At 59.0% G+C, this 14171-nt stretch carries 13 protein-coding genes and 3 pseudogenes; 10 read left to right on the top strand and 6 right to left on the bottom strand.

The annotated features are described in order from the left end of the window. Nucleotides 1-55: 55 nt before the first annotated feature. Nucleotides 56-415: pseudogene (locus PP1Y_RS25905) on the bottom strand (transposase); the annotation flags it as partial. A gap of 474 nt (nucleotides 416-889) precedes the next feature. Between PP1Y_RS25905 and PP1Y_RS22295 the strand changes: the two are divergent. Both PP1Y_RS22295 and PP1Y_RS22290 read left to right on the top strand, forming a co-directional pair. Beyond that, nucleotides 890-1504 (top strand): TetR/AcrR family transcriptional regulator, encoded by a 615-nt coding sequence (locus tag PP1Y_RS22295; protein WP_013834200.1) that lies wholly within the window; start codon nucleotides 890-892, stop codon nucleotides 1502-1504. Nucleotides 1505-1604: 100 nt separating this feature from the next. Beyond that, nucleotides 1605-3353: an acyl-CoA dehydrogenase C-terminal domain-containing protein gene (locus PP1Y_RS22290; protein WP_013834199.1), complete on the top strand. Its 1749-nt coding sequence runs from the start codon at nucleotides 1605-1607 to the stop codon at nucleotides 3351-3353. A gap of 81 nt (nucleotides 3354-3434) precedes the next feature. Here PP1Y_RS22290 and PP1Y_RS22285 read toward each other — a convergent pair whose 3' ends face one another. Continuing rightward, complete coding sequence (locus PP1Y_RS22285) at nucleotides 3435-4397, bottom strand: IS481 family transposase (protein ID WP_013834198.1); 963 nt, start codon at nucleotides 4395-4397, stop codon at nucleotides 3435-3437. A gap of 91 nt (nucleotides 4398-4488) precedes the next feature. Between PP1Y_RS22285 and PP1Y_RS22280 the strand changes: the two are divergent. Then, nucleotides 4489-4815: pseudogene (locus PP1Y_RS22280) on the top strand (transposase); the annotation flags it as partial. Nucleotides 4816-4988: 173 nt separating this feature from the next. Here PP1Y_RS22280 and PP1Y_RS22275 read toward each other — a convergent pair. Together PP1Y_RS22275 and PP1Y_RS22270 are read right to left on the bottom strand one after the other, a co-directional pair. After that, nucleotides 4989-5174 carry a hypothetical protein gene (locus tag PP1Y_RS22275; RefSeq protein ID WP_013834197.1) on the bottom strand — a complete coding sequence of 62 codons (186 nt, stop codon included), beginning with the start codon at nucleotides 5172-5174 and terminating at the stop codon, nucleotides 4989-4991. A 173-nt stretch (nucleotides 5175-5347) separates the two neighbouring features. Beyond that, nucleotides 5348-6202 (bottom strand): LysR family transcriptional regulator, encoded by an 855-nt coding sequence (locus tag PP1Y_RS22270; protein WP_013834196.1) that lies wholly within the window; start codon nucleotides 6200-6202, stop codon nucleotides 5348-5350. 79 nt (nucleotides 6203-6281) lie between these two features. Between PP1Y_RS22270 and PP1Y_RS22265 the strand changes: the two genes are divergently transcribed. Beyond that, nucleotides 6282-7274: a bile acid:sodium symporter family protein gene (locus PP1Y_RS22265; RefSeq protein ID WP_013834195.1), complete on the top strand. Its 993-nt coding sequence runs from the start codon at nucleotides 6282-6284 to the stop codon at nucleotides 7272-7274. A gap of 307 nt (nucleotides 7275-7581) precedes the next feature. Here PP1Y_RS22265 and PP1Y_RS26430 read toward each other — a convergent pair. Then, nucleotides 7582-7962: pseudogene (locus PP1Y_RS26430) on the bottom strand (IS30 family transposase); the annotation flags it as partial. 76 nt (nucleotides 7963-8038) lie between these two features. Between PP1Y_RS26430 and PP1Y_RS26060 the strand changes: the two are divergent. After that, nucleotides 8039-8215, top strand: a complete 177-nt coding sequence (locus tag PP1Y_RS26060) for a cytochrome C oxidase subunit IV family protein (protein WP_158511872.1) — start codon at nucleotides 8039-8041, stop codon at nucleotides 8213-8215. A 108-nt stretch (nucleotides 8216-8323) separates the two neighbouring features. Here PP1Y_RS26060 and PP1Y_RS22255 read toward each other — a convergent pair whose 3' ends face one another. Next, on the bottom strand, nucleotides 8324-8719 hold the full coding sequence (locus PP1Y_RS22255) for a VOC family protein (RefSeq protein WP_013834193.1): 396 nt from the start codon (nucleotides 8717-8719) through the stop codon (nucleotides 8324-8326). Nucleotides 8720-8991: 272 nt separating this feature from the next. On the opposite strand from PP1Y_RS22255, the gene dld reads away from it, so the two are divergent. The 5 genes from dld to PP1Y_RS22230 all read left to right on the top strand — a co-directional run bounded on the left by dld (nucleotide 8992) and on the right by PP1Y_RS22230 (nucleotide 14118). After that, nucleotides 8992-10695: a D-lactate dehydrogenase gene (gene dld / locus PP1Y_RS22250; protein ID WP_013834192.1), complete on the top strand. Its 1704-nt coding sequence runs from the start codon at nucleotides 8992-8994 to the stop codon at nucleotides 10693-10695. 312 nt (nucleotides 10696-11007) lie between these two features. Then, nucleotides 11008-11940, top strand: coding sequence for an SDR family NAD(P)-dependent oxidoreductase (locus PP1Y_RS22245; RefSeq protein ID WP_013834191.1), 933 nt, complete (start codon nucleotides 11008-11010; stop codon nucleotides 11938-11940). Nucleotides 11941-12047: 107 nt separating this feature from the next. Beyond that, nucleotides 12048-12512 (top strand): VOC family protein, encoded by a 465-nt coding sequence (locus PP1Y_RS22240; RefSeq protein WP_013834190.1) that lies wholly within the window; start codon nucleotides 12048-12050, stop codon nucleotides 12510-12512. Nucleotides 12513-12574: 62 nt separating this feature from the next. Then, complete coding sequence (locus tag PP1Y_RS22235; protein WP_013834189.1) at nucleotides 12575-13354, top strand: hypothetical protein; 780 nt, start codon at nucleotides 12575-12577, stop codon at nucleotides 13352-13354. After that, on the top strand, nucleotides 13336-14118 hold the full coding sequence (locus tag PP1Y_RS22230; protein WP_013834188.1) for a hypothetical protein: 783 nt from the start codon (nucleotides 13336-13338) through the stop codon (nucleotides 14116-14118). The genes PP1Y_RS22235 and PP1Y_RS22230 overlap by 19 nt, the downstream gene beginning before the upstream one ends. Nucleotides 14119-14171: the final 53 nt, after the last annotated feature.

Raw genomic sequence — 14171 nt, 5'->3', positions numbered from 1 at the left:
TTATCGCTACCCTGCTCGGGTGAGCCAGACGATCCAGGCACGATTGGACGGGCTGCCATGCATAGTAGCCGCTGGGTTGCACGGCCAAACACCGGCACATTGCCCGCACGCCAAAATGATCGCGATGCTCAGCAATGAACGCGTATCTCACTTTGCATCTCGAGCGAAATGCGCGGTGGCTTTTTTTGGATGTCGCGCTCCTCGGTTACCCGGGCCAGATCGCGCTTCAACTGGCGGATCTCGCCATCCTTGCTGGCATCGCCAGATACCGCCTTCGCCAGCTGCCGCTTCAGGCATACAGCGAATGCTGACTGACGCCGAGCCGCTCAGAAGCCTCCGCTACCCGATACCCACGCTCGGTGATCTGGGCTACCGCATCACGCTTAAACTCATCACTGAAATTGGGCTTCCCCATCGTCGTCTCCTGTCCTCAAAATTAGGATAGAAGGCGTCCAGAAATCTTGGGGCTATTCACCTCTCGGAGACTTGCTATCGATCTGTCGGCCTGCTCCCCAATGTGGAGAGCAGACCATAGGAGGAATGGGTGAAGGTTTTCTGATCCTGGCAGGATGACGTCTCACCGAAGACCAACGGTCATTTCATCAAGGCCGCGCTCGAGGACGTAGTTGCGCTGTTGGCGGGAGATTTCGACTTCGACGATGCTGATCGGCCATCGTTGGATCACGACACGAAGGGAGCGCTCGGCGCCGTCGAGATCATGCCTCTAATCCTTGAGAAGATTGCTTCGAGTGCGGTGTTCGTGGCGGACGTGACGCCAGTTGGGAAGTCGGATTTTTGAAGGCAATTTGTTCATTCTTTGTGTCCTTTTTTGGGGTCTGAAATTATTTAGGTCAGGGATTGTTTCGGCAAAATGCTATGTCGTGCGCCCATGAGAGAACCCATTCAATCTCGATCGAGTCCCTCCAGCGCTCAACTTGACGCCAGCTATGCGACCGAAATCAGTCCACGTAAGCGCGAAATTCTTGAAATTTCTGCTCAACTCTTCGCCCGGAAAGGGTATCGGGGTACGTCACTTCGGGATATCGGCGCACTAGCAGGCGTCTTTGGCGGGTCGCTCTATCATCATATAAAGTCCAAGGATTCGCTCTTCCTTGAGCTTCACAACGCCGCGCTCGATGCCGCAGAGGTTAGAATTGCGGAGGCGGTCAGCCGGGTAGAGGGGCCTTGGCGCAAGCTGGAAGTCGCGTGTGCGACATTGCTCGACATCCAGCTTGCACCCGATTCCCTGACGATGCCGATGATGAATGATTTTCGGGAAGTGCCTGACGGAATACGCGGGGCGCTGATCGCGCGACGTGACAAATTCGAGGAGCTGTTTCGGTCGTTAGTGGATGCCTTGCCGCTTCCATCACAAATTGATCGGTCGATCTATCGCAATCTCCTGCTATCCCAGCTGAACTCCGCCAGCGACTGGTTTCGGCCTGGCAGGCTCACACCTGCGCAAATCGCGGCGCAGATTGTAGCTGTGTTCCGCCACGAATAACTGGTCATTCGAACAACGATCCGCCGCCAGGGTTTGTCGCCGATTTGACTGTAACAGTCGTTTGGTGTAGCTCGCGCTCCATCGAATTCGGAGTGATGCAATGATCGATTACATGCCCCCGATTGAAGACTACCGCTTCCTGCTGACAGAAGTGCTCGGCTTCGACAGCGCCATGGCCGATCTTGGCAAGGGCGTGGACGCGGACCTCGCAGCCGCAGTACTCGAAGAAGCCGGCAAGCTGTGCACGCAGACGCTTGGTCCGATCAATCGCGAGGGCGACGAGGAGGGGAGCCGCCTGGTCGATGGCGCGGTGCAGACGCCTTCCGGCTTTGCAGATGCTTACCGCGAGTTCGTCGAAGGTGGCTGGCCCGCGCTCTCCGCCGATCCCGAGTGGGGAGGGCAGGGGCTGCCCTTTATCCTGCAACTTTGGCTCGATGAGATGATGTCGGCGACCAATCTCTCTTTCGGCCTGTTCCCTGGCCTGACACGCGGTGCGGCCGAAGCAATTGCCGCCCATGCGAGCTACGAGCTGAAAGCAATGTACTTGCCGCAGATGGTGAGCGGCGAGTGGACTGGGGCCATGGCGCTGACCGAGAGCGGGGCAGGCACCGACCTGGCGCTGCTCAAGACCAAAGCTGTGCCCAAGGGCGATGACAGCTATGCCGTGAGCGGGCAGAAGATCTTCATTTCCTCGGGCGATCACGATTTTGGCGGCAATATAGTCCACCTCGTGCTCGCACGCCTTCCCAATGCTCCTGCCGGGGTGAAGGGGATCAGCCTGTTCCTGGTGCCTAAGTTCCTGCCCGATGGTGAAGGCGCCTTCACCATCCGCAATGCCATGTCGGTGGGCGCGCTTGAGAAGAAAATGGGTATCCATGCGCAGCCGACTTGCGTGATGAACTATGACGACGCCATCGGCTGGCTCGTCGGGGAGCCGCATCGCGGTCTGGCCGCCATGTTCACGATGATGAATGCCGAGCGTCTGATGGTCGGGATCCAGGGGCTGGGCATAGCAGGCGCCGCCTATCAGCAAGCCACAGGCTACGCCCGTGAGCGCCTGCAGGGCCGCAACGCCGATGGTTCACGCGGGCCGGTTGCAATCATCGAGCATGCCGATGTTCGCCGCATGCTCCTGAATGTTCGCGCCTTCGTAGAGGCCGGGCGTGCGCTTGCTGGCTGGACTGCCCTCCAGTTAGACCGTGCGCATTCTCACCCCAATGCGGCCGAGCGCGAGCGGGCTGATGGCGTTGTCGCGCTTCTCACTCCGGTCGTGAAGGCGGCCTTCACAGACTTCGGCTTCGAGAGCGCGGTTCAGGCCCAGCAGGTCTTTGGCGGCCACGGCTACATCCGCGAATGGGGCATGGAGCAATATGTGCGCGATGCGCGCATTGCCCAGATCTATGAGGGCACCAACGGGGTGCAGGCTATGGATCTTGTCGGACGCAAGCTGTCGATGGCCGGCGGCACGGTTGCGCAAGGGTTCTTCGACCTGATTGAAGCCGATCTTGCCGGGGCGTTGCAAGTTGAGGCCGCATCGCTGGTCGCGCAGCGCACCGGAAAGGCACTGGGGCTCCTGCGCGAGTCGACAGTTGAACTTAGCGGTGGAAGCGTCGATGCGCTCGGCGCGGCAGCGGTCGACTACCTGCGCTTGTTTGCGCTCGTATCCTTTGGCTGGATGTGGTCGCGCATGGCAGTGGCGGCTGCGTCAAGCGACACTCCGTTCCATGCCTCGAAAATACATGTAGCGAACTTCTTCGCATCACGGGTTCTGCCGCAGGCAGATGGCCTGGCCGTCAGCATTGCTGCAGGTGAAGAGGCGATCATGACAATGATTGTGGACGCGTTCTGAGCTGACGGAAGTTCTCATGAGTCTCGAAGTAGCGCAGGCATGTTGTGTGCCGAATGGTATGACGTGTAGGGTCTGGGGACATCATTTCATTGCAGAAAGAGCTTGGTCGATGCGGTCGTCATGATGTCGCATGCGTTCTTCGGCGGGCTCGAAGCGGACGTCGACCTCCTCGCGAAGCGGCGTTTTCTCCATCAACTCTATTACCCGGCCGATGGGAGATGCGCCGCTGAGCGCGGTGTGCGGGCGGAACCAATTCCAGTGGTGTTGCCACTCGGCAAGCCGATCAGCGATGTCCGGTTCCCTCGGATCTACCGTGCACCAGAACTCCTCGAGATCGGCGCGTCGGGTACGTGCAACCTTTCCGTTGAGATGAGGCGAACGCGGCCGGATCGGACGGAACTCGCAGCCCCAATCGATCAGCCGCTGCTGAACCGCTTGCGCGAAGAACTCGAGCCCGCGGTCAGTTTGAATTCGCTGGATGGCGAAGGGCATCTCCTCAATCACCTGTTCAAGAAAGATCAGCGTATTGGCGGTTGCACGACGAGGAAAAGCGCTCAGCACCTTGTAGCGTGAGCAGTCATCGATGGCGGTGTACTGGTACACGCCAGGCACGATCTTGTAGACATCCATCTGCACGCGGTCGCCGGGAATGGGCTGACTGTAGCGGATCTTCCCTTTCACCCTTCGCCGCGGTCGCTTGAGGACCTGCTCGTCGTGGCGGACAAGCACGCGGTGAATGGTATCGAGCGAAAGCGTCAGATCATGCTGACGAATGAGCTCGTTGCGCAGCTGCTTGATCCCGAGCTTGCGTTCTCGGCGCAATCTGAGGACCAGGACCTCCTGCTCGGCAAAGACCTTCTGGGCTGCGAACCGCTTCGGTCGTCGGCTCTCCTCGATCAGCCCGGCAACGCCGGCTGCTTGATACCGTCGCCACCATTTGCACAGCGTTGGACGCGAAATGCCGCAATGCCGACAGACGAGGCCGGCATCACCCGTTTGCGCATACAGCTGGACCCAGCCTAATCGCGCTTTGACCAGATCCATCGCCCTCCCTCCTTGGCTGGGGATATGATGGACAGGCCGGCCGGGCATTAGGCCAGCAAAATTGAAACGATGTCGCCGAACCTCACAGCTCTATCGACCGGTCACAACAATCCTCGATCACGCGCAGGCGCCGGAACTGGCCGCACTCAATCACGAACGCTGGGAAATCGAGACCGCCTTCGATGAGTTGAAGACCCATTTGCGTGGTTCACGGATCGTCCTGCGTTCCAAGACACCCGATTTGGTGCGCCAGGAATTCTACGGCATGATCATCGCTCACTTTGCCATCCGCAAACTGATCCACGAGGCCGCACTCTCGGCCGACGAGGATCCCGATCGGTTCTCCTTCCTCCATGCTGCCCGTGTTGTCCGCCGTAAACTTGCAACGGCGGTCGCGATTCGCTCCTCGGAAGCGTGAGATCTTCTATCGCGCCGTTCTCGTGGAATTGCTCCCCAACAGATCATGCCTTGGTCGATCACGGTCGAAGCCGAACGAGTAGCCATTGGGCTGTGCTGACAAAATGCTTCATGCTTCAACTATAGCCTTGCGGCGGCGAAGTTGACAAAGCTGAAGTAGGAAGGTGCGGTTTTCTAGAAGCGTGTTGCGATGCGGCGTTGGTACTTGAGGAACCCATACATGCGTTCGAAGAGATTGCGATTTCGATAGCGGCGATAGTCAGGATGCTCCGGAGCATTGCGGTTCGAACGCAGTGTGATGACGGGCACGATGTTGCGCAGGAGGAGGTCTTCGCCATCGTAATCCTTATCGGCGAGCAAGGCCGCAGTTTTTTGGCACCAGCATAACCATGAGGTGATGCGACGTACCGGGCATAATCTGCTAAGCCCGTGGCTATGTCTGTGCCTCGAGCGCGGACGCTAACCCGCACCCGTTGACGTCAGATCATCAAAAATCATCCTTGATCGCAGGGCGCCGTCCAAACATGACAGAGCTAAGGCGCGAAAATGGACGGTCCTTTACGAGTGATCGCATCGTAGAGTGCGTTGCCAGGATACCGCTTTGACTTCGAGCCGGCGAAAATCGCGAACTCCACCTCGGCGAGTAGCGGCAGGTCCGGATCACGAAGTTCACGAAGGCCCGTGGGGATCAGCGAGCGAGCATGCGGCGCAATACCCAAACCCGCTTCCAACGCGGCATGGACGCCGCTCTGACTATCACTGGTGCAAACCACGCGCCAACTCATCTGCGCGCGCTCCAGCGCGGCCAGTGCCAGATCTCGAGTTATCGCAGGCTGCGACAACAGGATCAAGGGCAGCGGCTCATCGACCGGCAACCGGAAATCGGCTGCCGCGACCCAGCACAATCGCTCAAGCCAAATCGGTTCTCCCTGCGTATCGGCTTTACGCCGCTTGATCACGATCATGTCGAGTTCACAGCGTTCGAAACGCCCGCGCAGGATTTCGCTAAGTCCGACCGTCAGTTCGAGCGAGACACGCGGATGTTCGGCGCGAAACCCGCGCAGCAGTTCCGGCAGGCCTGCCAGCGCAACGTCCTCGGTAACGCCAACCGTGATGGATCCGCCAATATCTGTCTGCCGAAAGTGGCGCTGCGCTCGCTCGCAAGTCTCTAAGATGGAATTGGCGAACCCAACCATCGCCTCGCCGTCGCGGGTTAGCGCAACACTATGAGTATCGCGCAGGAAAAGGCGAACATCGAATTCCGTCTCCAGCTTGCGGACATGTTCGCTCACCGTAGGTTGACGCAGTCCCAAATTCGCAGCCGCATGCGTAAAGTTGCGTACACGAGCCACAGCGAGAAAACTTCGCAACCATGCGTGATCCAGCATTTTGTTATCCAATTTTACGATGACTAATATTATGATTATCGTAATTCCCAATCAAGGAGTTTTGTCCGACAACGCTTTTATGAGCAGAATTCTCCGCATATGCGATCCGTACATTGCCTTGATGCTGACCACCGTCGCGATAGCTGCACTTTTCCCGGCGCATGGCTTTGGCGCGCAAGTGGCTGGAGATGTCGCGGATGGTGGTATCATCCTGCTCTTCTTCCTCTATGGCGCCCGATTGTCGCCGCAGGCGGCGGTAAGCGGAATTGCTCAATGGCGACTGCACGTTGCAGTACTAGCCAGCACCTTCGTGGTGTTTCCTCTATTGGGAGTCGGTGTCGCCGCGATCGCGCCGGCCAGCCTCCCGCGGATGCTGGTGACCGGTATTGTTTTTCTTTGCCTGATGCCTTCGACCGTCCAGTCCTCAATCGCCTTTACCGCGATTGCCCGCGGCAACGTGGCAGCGGCTCTTTGCGCAGCTTCCGGATCCAACATCCTTGGCGTGTTCATCAGCCCGATGTTGGCCGGCTGGCTGCTTCAGACAGGCGGCGCGGCGCTGAACTTCAATGTCTTCGAGGACATCCTGCTGCAACTACTGGCGCCATTTCTGGCAGGACAACTGGCACGTCCCATTATCGGCAATTTAATTGCCAAGAACAAACGCTGGCTCGGCTATGTCGATCGCGGCTCGATCCTAATGATCATCTATACCGCCTTTTCGAAGGGTGTGATCGCGGGAATCTGGCACCAAATATACCTATCAGACCTCGTGGTCCTGACCATTATCCTTTCCACCTTGCTGACGGCTGCCTTGATGATTACGGGTTTTGTCGGCCGTAGATTGATGAAAATGTCAATTGAGAACGAGATCGTCCTGCAGTTTTGCGGCTCCAAGAAGTCGCTGGCCAGCGGCCTGCCGATGGCCAGCGTGCTGTTCACAGGCTCGGCGGTGAGTATGATTGTGTTGCCGCTGATGATCTTCCACCAGATTCAGCTGATCGTTTGCGCGTTCCTTGCTCGCCGCTATAGTCTGCGCGTCGAAGGAGATGGCGAGCCTGGTGTTCAACGGTGATCAGGCAATCTCAACGTGAGATCGGAAAGGCTTGCGACGTCACCGCTCTCACTTGGTGTAGTTTCTGGTCGGAAGGTTTGCGCGGTCGGTGCAAAGAGTAGGGCGGGGGGCGTGTCCCACCTTGCAAAATCTGCCTCGCCATTCCGGAATTTCCACTCGTCGCCAAAGGTGGCAGCCATTTTGCAGGACTGCGGTAGTGCGAGCGCAAGTAGTACTTCGACGTCCTCAGGCATTCCGCCAATCAGGACGCGCAGAATAGGCGCTGTGCCCCCGACTTGAAAGGTGGGTCGGCGACTACTCTGCGGATTCAACCGGTCGTCGCAACACCTGCTTCATACTGCGGAGCGAGGAACTGGTCGAGGACTTCTGCAGGGGTCTTCCATCCGAGCGTCTTTCGTGGTCGCGCGTTCGTGGCGTGAGCAACTGCTTCGAGCTCCCCTGTCGAGTGCCGGCTGAGATCGGTGCCTTTCGGGAAGTACTGGCGGAGGAGACCGTTGGTGTTTTCATTTGAGCCACGCTGTCACGGGCTTTGCGGATCGCAGAAGTAGATTTCCAGCCCGCTGTCGACCCGGAGCGTTGCGTGCTGGGTCATCTCGGCACCTTGGTCCCACGTTAGCGACTGACGGAGTTTCTCTGGCAGCTCCCGCATGGATTCGACGATGGCCTTGCGGACGACTTCGGCTCCATGCAATCGACCAGCGCCGACTCTGTCGAAGCACGGCGCGCCGCTTCTTCCATATCACTTCAGGGCTGGCGATCCGCGCATGGCCGGCGTCGCGGTGCTGGTCCTGGCCTTCATCAAGGTCCGGCTGGTTGCGTTCGAGTTTATGGAACTGCGCGAAGCGCCGCTCCTGATGAAGCTGGCCACCGATTTCGGGATCATAACCATGCTCGCGATACTGGTGGCGCTCAATCTCGGACTGGTCGCTGCGTTCCTCTGACCGGTCTGCTGTTCATTACGGGCCACTACCGAATCGCCACTCGCGGCATCTTGGGGCCAGATGCGCCGGTCATCTGGCCCCAAGATGCGAGATCCGCGTCCGGTGCGTTTAGACGTAGCGACCGTGGCGCTGCAGGATCTCGATCTTGTAGCCATCGGGGTCTTGAATGAAGAAGAAGCGCGCCATCAGCGATCCGTCGCGGAAAAATTCCTTGATCGGTGCGGGAGCTATCCCGGAAGCCTCCATGCGGGCATGCTCAGCATCCAGGTCCTCTACGGCGACAGCGACATGACCGTAGCCGTCGCCAAGGTCATAGGGTTCGGCGCGGTCGAGGTTGATCGTCAGCTCGATTTCCACGTCGTTCTGCGCGTTGCGCAGATAAACCAAGGTGAAACTGTCGAAGGCGAAGCGGTCGGCGACATCAAGACCGAGCGCAGTCTTGTAAAAGGCAACGGACCGATCTTCTTCAAGAACCCGGATCATCGTATGTATCAGTTTGGCCATATCATGTTCTTCCGTTTGCCGTCATCAAGGGCTGAGCACCTGGATGGTGCCGGGGCGCCCGCATGAGCGCCTATTTGCTGGCCGGAGCAGTGGTCAATCGCCAATGCTCAATGGACCCAAAGCAATATGCGCGATCGGTCAAATCGACATTGGCGCGACACAGTAATCAGGCCGGAACGAACTGAAGCCGATGCTTGGCCATGCCGAAAGAACCAGTATGTACGATTCAGAAGGTCCATGCACTAATTGGATTCTGGGATAGGACGCACAGTATGCCACTCAAACCGCAGTTGCCCGGTGTTGTTGACGACTTGCGAGCCATCGTCGGCTCGCGTTCGGTTATTACAAAGAAGAGCCGCGCTAGACGCTTCACGACCGGCTATCGTTATGGCGAGGGATCGGTGCTCGCGGTCGTCAGGCCAGCTAATCTGGTCGAGTTGTGGAGGGTGTTGAAGGCTTGCGTGAATGCCGGGGTTATCGTCATCATCCAGTCGGCCAATACCGGGCTGACTGGCGGGTCTACCCCCGATGGCAGCTATGATCGCGAAGTGGTTCTCATCAACACGCTGAGGATAAAGGGAATTCATCCGATCGACGGTGGCCAGCAGGTCCTGTGCATGCCTGGATCCACCCTGTTCGAACTGGAATCAGTACTCAAGCCGTTCGACCGGGAGCCGCATTCCGTCATCGGGTCTTCCTGCATCGGCGCATCCGTGTTGGGTGGCGTCTGCAATAATTCCGGGGGAGCACTGGTCCAGCGCGGGCCTGCCTATACCGAACTCGCTCTGTTCGCCCAAGTCGATGCGCAAGGCCGCCTGCAACTGGTCAATCATCTGGGCATCAGGCTGGGCGATGGGCCCGAGGAGATATTGCGTCGCGTCGAGAAGGGGGACTTTTCCAGCAACGATGTCTCAACCGATGAGGTCCGTCATGCTTCGGACCATCGATATTGCGAGCATGTGCGCCAAGTCGAGGAACCAACCCCGGCCCGTTTCAACGCCGATCCGAGCCGGCTCTACGAAGCATCAGGCAGTGCCGGCAAGGTGGCCGTTCTTGCAGTGCGACTCGACACGTTTCCCGCCGAGACAGACACGCAGACCTTTTATATCGGTACTAACAATACGGCTGAGTTGGCCAGGATCCGGCGCGATATCCTCAAGGATTTCGAATGTCTGCCGGTCGCTGGCGAATATATGCATCGCGAGGCCTTCGACCTTGCTGCGCGCTATGGTAAGGATACCGTGATCGCCATCGAGCGACTGGGAACCGCGCGTTTGCCCAGGTTGTTCGGCGCCAAGGCGCGCCTCGATGCATGGATGCGCAAGGCCCCGGGGGGGCTGCGCCATGCCAGTGACAGCTTCATGCAGGCGGCGGGTCGGTGTTTTGGCGATCATCTGCCCACCCGGCTGCGTGCTTTCAGGGACAAGTTCGAACATCATCTGATCCTGAAGATGGGCGGCAATGGCGTGGCAGAGGCGCAGGCCTATCTCGAGCGCGCCTTTCCCAGCGCCGATGGAGACTTCTTCGCCTGTTCGCAGAAGGAAGCCGCCAAGGCCTTCCTGCACCGCTTTGCAGTGGCGGGGGCGGCGATCCGATACCGTGCGATCCATCACCGCACGGTCGAGGACATCATCGCTTTGGACATTGCCTTGCGGCGCAACGATCGTGACTGGTTCGAGATGCTGCCGGACAGCATTACGGACAAGCTTGTCCATAAGCTCTATTACGGCCACTTTTTCTGCCACGTCTTTCATCAGGACTATATCGTCAGGAAGGGTGCGGACCCATTGGCGCTGGAACGCGAAATGCTGGAGATCCTGGACCGGCGCGGTGCGGAATATCCTGCGGAGCATAATGTTGGCCACCTCTACGCGGCGAAGCCGGATCTGGCTAATCACTACCGTGCGCTCGATCCATCGAACATGTTCAATCCGGGGATAGGCGGGACGGCGCGGGGCGCGAATTGGAAGAATTGAAGCGACTCGGAACTTAACAAGCCAAGGATAGCCTGGGCGTGCAGGTTACACACTCGATCCGCGCAGCGAGCTGAAAACCGCTGTTGGGCTTGTGCCCCGGCGCATTGGAAAGCGCTCTGGACCAATTGCAATTTCCCCGATTGGTGCAAGCACAGCGGGTGAATCCGGTTACATATCAAATCGGCGCGGAAGTAGGTCTTCTCGCGGAAAATCGCCGCCCGTTGGCGAGGCTTCTGTTGGCGACTTCGATTCACGCCGTGCCGCTATTGCCGGGTAAATCCTCCGGTATTTTGGTTTCGAGGGGGGCAGGTCATGTCGCTGATTGATTTCAAAGGTCAGGTTGCGATCGTAACAGGCGCCGGGCGGAACCTTGGGCGCGGGTATGCGATCGACCTCGCTCGTCGCGGTGCGTCGGTCATCGTCAACGACATCGACTCAGCTTGCGCGGATGCTGTTGTGTCGGATATCGTGGCTGCGGGTGGCAAGGCGGTTGCATCGTATCATTCGGTGGCCACGCCGGAGGGTGGATTGGCGATCGTCGCGGCGGCGCTGACGCATTTTGGTACGCTCGACATTCTTGTCAATAATGCCGGCAACGTCCACGCTGGCCTCTTCGCGACAATGCCGCTCTCGCATTTCGAAGACGTTCTGGCGGTCCACCTAAAAGGGGCGTTCTGCGTCACGCAGCCGGCCTGGGCAATCATGCAGGCCAAGGGCTATGGCAGGATCGTTATGACCGGTTCGGCGGGCGGCGTGTATCCCGAGCAGGGCTATAGCGAATATGCCACGGCGAAGGCCGGGCTAGTCGGTATGACGCGGGCGCTGGCCGCCGAGGGCAAGGAGCACGGCATCCTTGTAAACATGATCAATCCCCAGGCCGGCGGCTCGACTATGACGCAAGATGCCAACCCGATTCCGGAAATCGCCTATGAAAAATCCGATCCTGATGCTGCGTTGGCCCCTTACAAGTCGGTCGCCGCGATCAGCCCTCTGGTTCAGTACCTGTGCTCTTCCCAGTGCAGTCAGACCGGTATGGTACTGGCGGCGGGCGCCGGCTGGTATGGGCGCGTTTTTCTGGGACTTACACATGGTTGGGCGGTTCCGGGGGCGGGCGTCCTGCCCGAGCTTGAGGATGTCGCCGCCAATATTGCTCGCATCACGCGCACGCGGGAGCACATCGTTCCGCATAGCCCGTCAGGGGAAATGCATCACATCGCAACGCGCCTTGGCTTGCTCGAGGCATAGCTGAGGGGCCCCGCGTGTTGCCGACAGATTGGAGATGAAGCGATGAACAGCGAAAGATGTCTAATGGAGGCTTCCTTGCGCAGTGAAAGTCGAACGGGCGAAGCGGCATGATCCGCGGCATTCATCACATCGGCATCCATACCGGCAATCTTGATCGCCTGCGTGCCTTCTATGAGGCCGCGTTCGGCTTTGAAGCTGTGGGCGAGGAGGTTCGGCTGGAGGATTTCGAAGTGGCCACGCTCGTCGTTGGCGTGCCGGACGCGAAAGCCCGGATATTGATGATGCGCACTGCCAACTGCTTGATCGAACTGTTCGAGTGGCAGACCCCGAAGGGTGACAAGCTGGAGCCCGCCAAGGCCTATGACCGCGGCTATACCCATTTCATGGTCGATGTGACGGACATCGATGCGGAGTACGAGCGGCTTTCGGCACTGGGCATGACATTCGTGCATCCGATGCCGCTGCATTTCGGCGCCAACGCTTCGGTCTATGGGCACGATCCCGATGGCAACCTCATCGAGATCGGCATGATCCCTGAAAGCGAAAGCCTTCATCTCAAAATGCCCGCCTGAATTCGACTGAGTGCCCGGCGAGGCGCTCATAAGCCTACAATCACGCCGAGGAGTTCAATCTCATGAGCGCCAAGACAGTCTACATGGTTTACGGAGGGGCAACCTCCGATGAGTACGAAGATGAAGTTGCCGCCTGGTACAAGACCCATCTCATCGAGATGTGCACGCTGCCGGGGCTGATCTCGGCCCAGTTGTTCAAGCCCGCCATCGCGCAGATGCCGCGCTTGACGGTGAAGCTGCCGAAGACCATGGCACTCTATGAGTTCGAGACCGACGATCTGGCCGGCAATTTCAGGACGTTGTGGGCAGCTAGCTTGGCAAAGCGGATTCCGCCGCCGCGGCCCGAAGCATTCGAGCTGCACCCTACGTTCCAGTCGTGCGTCTATGAACTCGACTGCGAGTTTCCGGAGAATCACGGCAATGAGCCGCTAGGCGAGGGGCTGCCTCCGCTGCCGCCCGCGCGCAAGCACATCATGATGGTTTTCGGCTCCCCGACATCGGAAGAGGCAAAGCCGGTGGTCGACGCCTGGTGGCCGCCCCACGTCGAGGAAATGACGACCTCGCCCGGCCTGATCGCCTGCAGCTTCTACCGGCCCAGCAAGGTCCAGTTGCCGCGCCTGATGGGCGATCTGCCGCAGAACATGGCGATCTGCGAATTCGACAGCGACGACATTAAGCGCGACATCGCCAAGCTGGTACGGATCGGCATGGAAGGCCACCGCACCGGCAAGTTCGTCCCTGGCGAATCCATTGCCTCGCCGCCAGTCGGCTCGTTCCTGCTCGATCCGGTTTACCAGACCGGCGTGTTCGAACTCGTCGCCCAATGGCCGAACCCGGCCTGAAACGCCGACGGATGAACAGCGCCGTGAATCCGACTGGAGAGATGTATCGGTCTCATCAGGACATGACACCGAAGTTCGGCGTCGGCCTGATGCTGTCCAGAAAGCCGCTGGTCCAGGTGGAGTCCTTCACCGCCGTGCTCACGGCTTTCGCCAACCGCATCGGCGCAAGTTTAGGGGCAACGGTTCGGGTCGGTATTCATGGCGATCACGATCCGTTCGAGGACGGCGTCTGGGGGCGTTGCCAGGATGCGCGGATCGATGGCGTCGTTGACTTGCGGCTCGATGCACCACAAGCGCCCGATAGCTTATTGCGTACGCTTGCCGAAGCGAAAGCGGGGCTGGACGATGTCATCGTGCGCGGCCGCAGCACGGTTGTCGTCGGCGATGCGTTCCTGCTTGTCGACAAGAGCCCATCCAGCCCGTTCGCGGTGGTGTGCGGTACGCGCCGCAACCGGGCGATCGACCAGGCGGCCCTGCGCAAGTGGTGGCTCGAGGAACACAGCGTCTGGATGTTTCCCTACTTCGAAAAGAGCTGCCAACGCTTTGAGGCGATCCTTGCCGATACCCGTCTGACAAGGCTGGTTGCCCTCGCGCTTGGATTTGGCGGCGCGCTTTATGATTTTTACGAATACCACACCTTCAATGCCTGGGAGGAGTTTGTCGGCGCGATCGATGCCGAAGCGAACTCCCTCGCCCTCAAGGACGAGGCGGGACACCTCGAGTGCGATGCGGGCATGCGGGTCGGTTGGGTTGCCGAACTCTAGCACCAGACACCGGCTCGCCAACAATACCACACGTTCAAACGAGATATTTCGGA

It is taken from the genome of Novosphingobium sp. PP1Y (assembly GCF_000253255.1).
Taxonomy (GTDB): Bacteria; Pseudomonadota; Alphaproteobacteria; order Sphingomonadales; family Sphingomonadaceae; genus Novosphingobium.
The sequence above is the reverse complement of the archived record's forward strand: the minus strand, read 5'-3'. Positions and strand labels throughout refer to the sequence as shown.

Excerpts from the sequence above, each read along its gene's own strand:
- PP1Y_RS22230 (WP_013834188.1), top strand. The coding sequence starts at position 13,336 with ATGGCCGAACCCGGCCTGAAACGCCGACGGATGAACAGCGCCGTGAAT.
- dld (WP_013834192.1), top strand. The coding sequence starts at position 8,992 with ATGCCACTCAAACCGCAGTTGCCCGGTGTTGTTGACGACTTGCGAGCC.
- PP1Y_RS22235 (WP_013834189.1), top strand. The coding sequence starts at position 12,575 with ATGAGCGCCAAGACAGTCTACATGGTTTACGGAGGGGCAACCTCCGAT.
- PP1Y_RS26060 (WP_158511872.1), top strand. The coding sequence starts at position 8,039 with ATGGCCGGCGTCGCGGTGCTGGTCCTGGCCTTCATCAAGGTCCGGCTG.
- PP1Y_RS22255 (WP_013834193.1), bottom strand. The coding sequence starts at position 8,719 with ATGGCCAAACTGATACATACGATGATCCGGGTTCTTGAAGAAGATCGG.
- PP1Y_RS22270 (WP_013834196.1), bottom strand. The coding sequence starts at position 6,202 with ATGCTGGATCACGCATGGTTGCGAAGTTTTCTCGCTGTGGCTCGTGTA.
- PP1Y_RS22245 (WP_013834191.1), top strand. The coding sequence starts at position 11,008 with ATGTCGCTGATTGATTTCAAAGGTCAGGTTGCGATCGTAACAGGCGCC.
- PP1Y_RS22295 (WP_013834200.1), top strand. The coding sequence starts at position 890 with ATGAGAGAACCCATTCAATCTCGATCGAGTCCCTCCAGCGCTCAACTT.
- PP1Y_RS22285 (WP_013834198.1), bottom strand. The coding sequence starts at position 4,397 with ATGGATCTGGTCAAAGCGCGATTAGGCTGGGTCCAGCTGTATGCGCAA.
- PP1Y_RS22265 (WP_013834195.1), top strand. The coding sequence starts at position 6,282 with ATGAGCAGAATTCTCCGCATATGCGATCCGTACATTGCCTTGATGCTG.
- PP1Y_RS22240 (WP_013834190.1), top strand. The coding sequence starts at position 12,048 with ATGATCCGCGGCATTCATCACATCGGCATCCATACCGGCAATCTTGAT.
- PP1Y_RS22290 (WP_013834199.1), top strand. The coding sequence starts at position 1,605 with ATGATCGATTACATGCCCCCGATTGAAGACTACCGCTTCCTGCTGACA.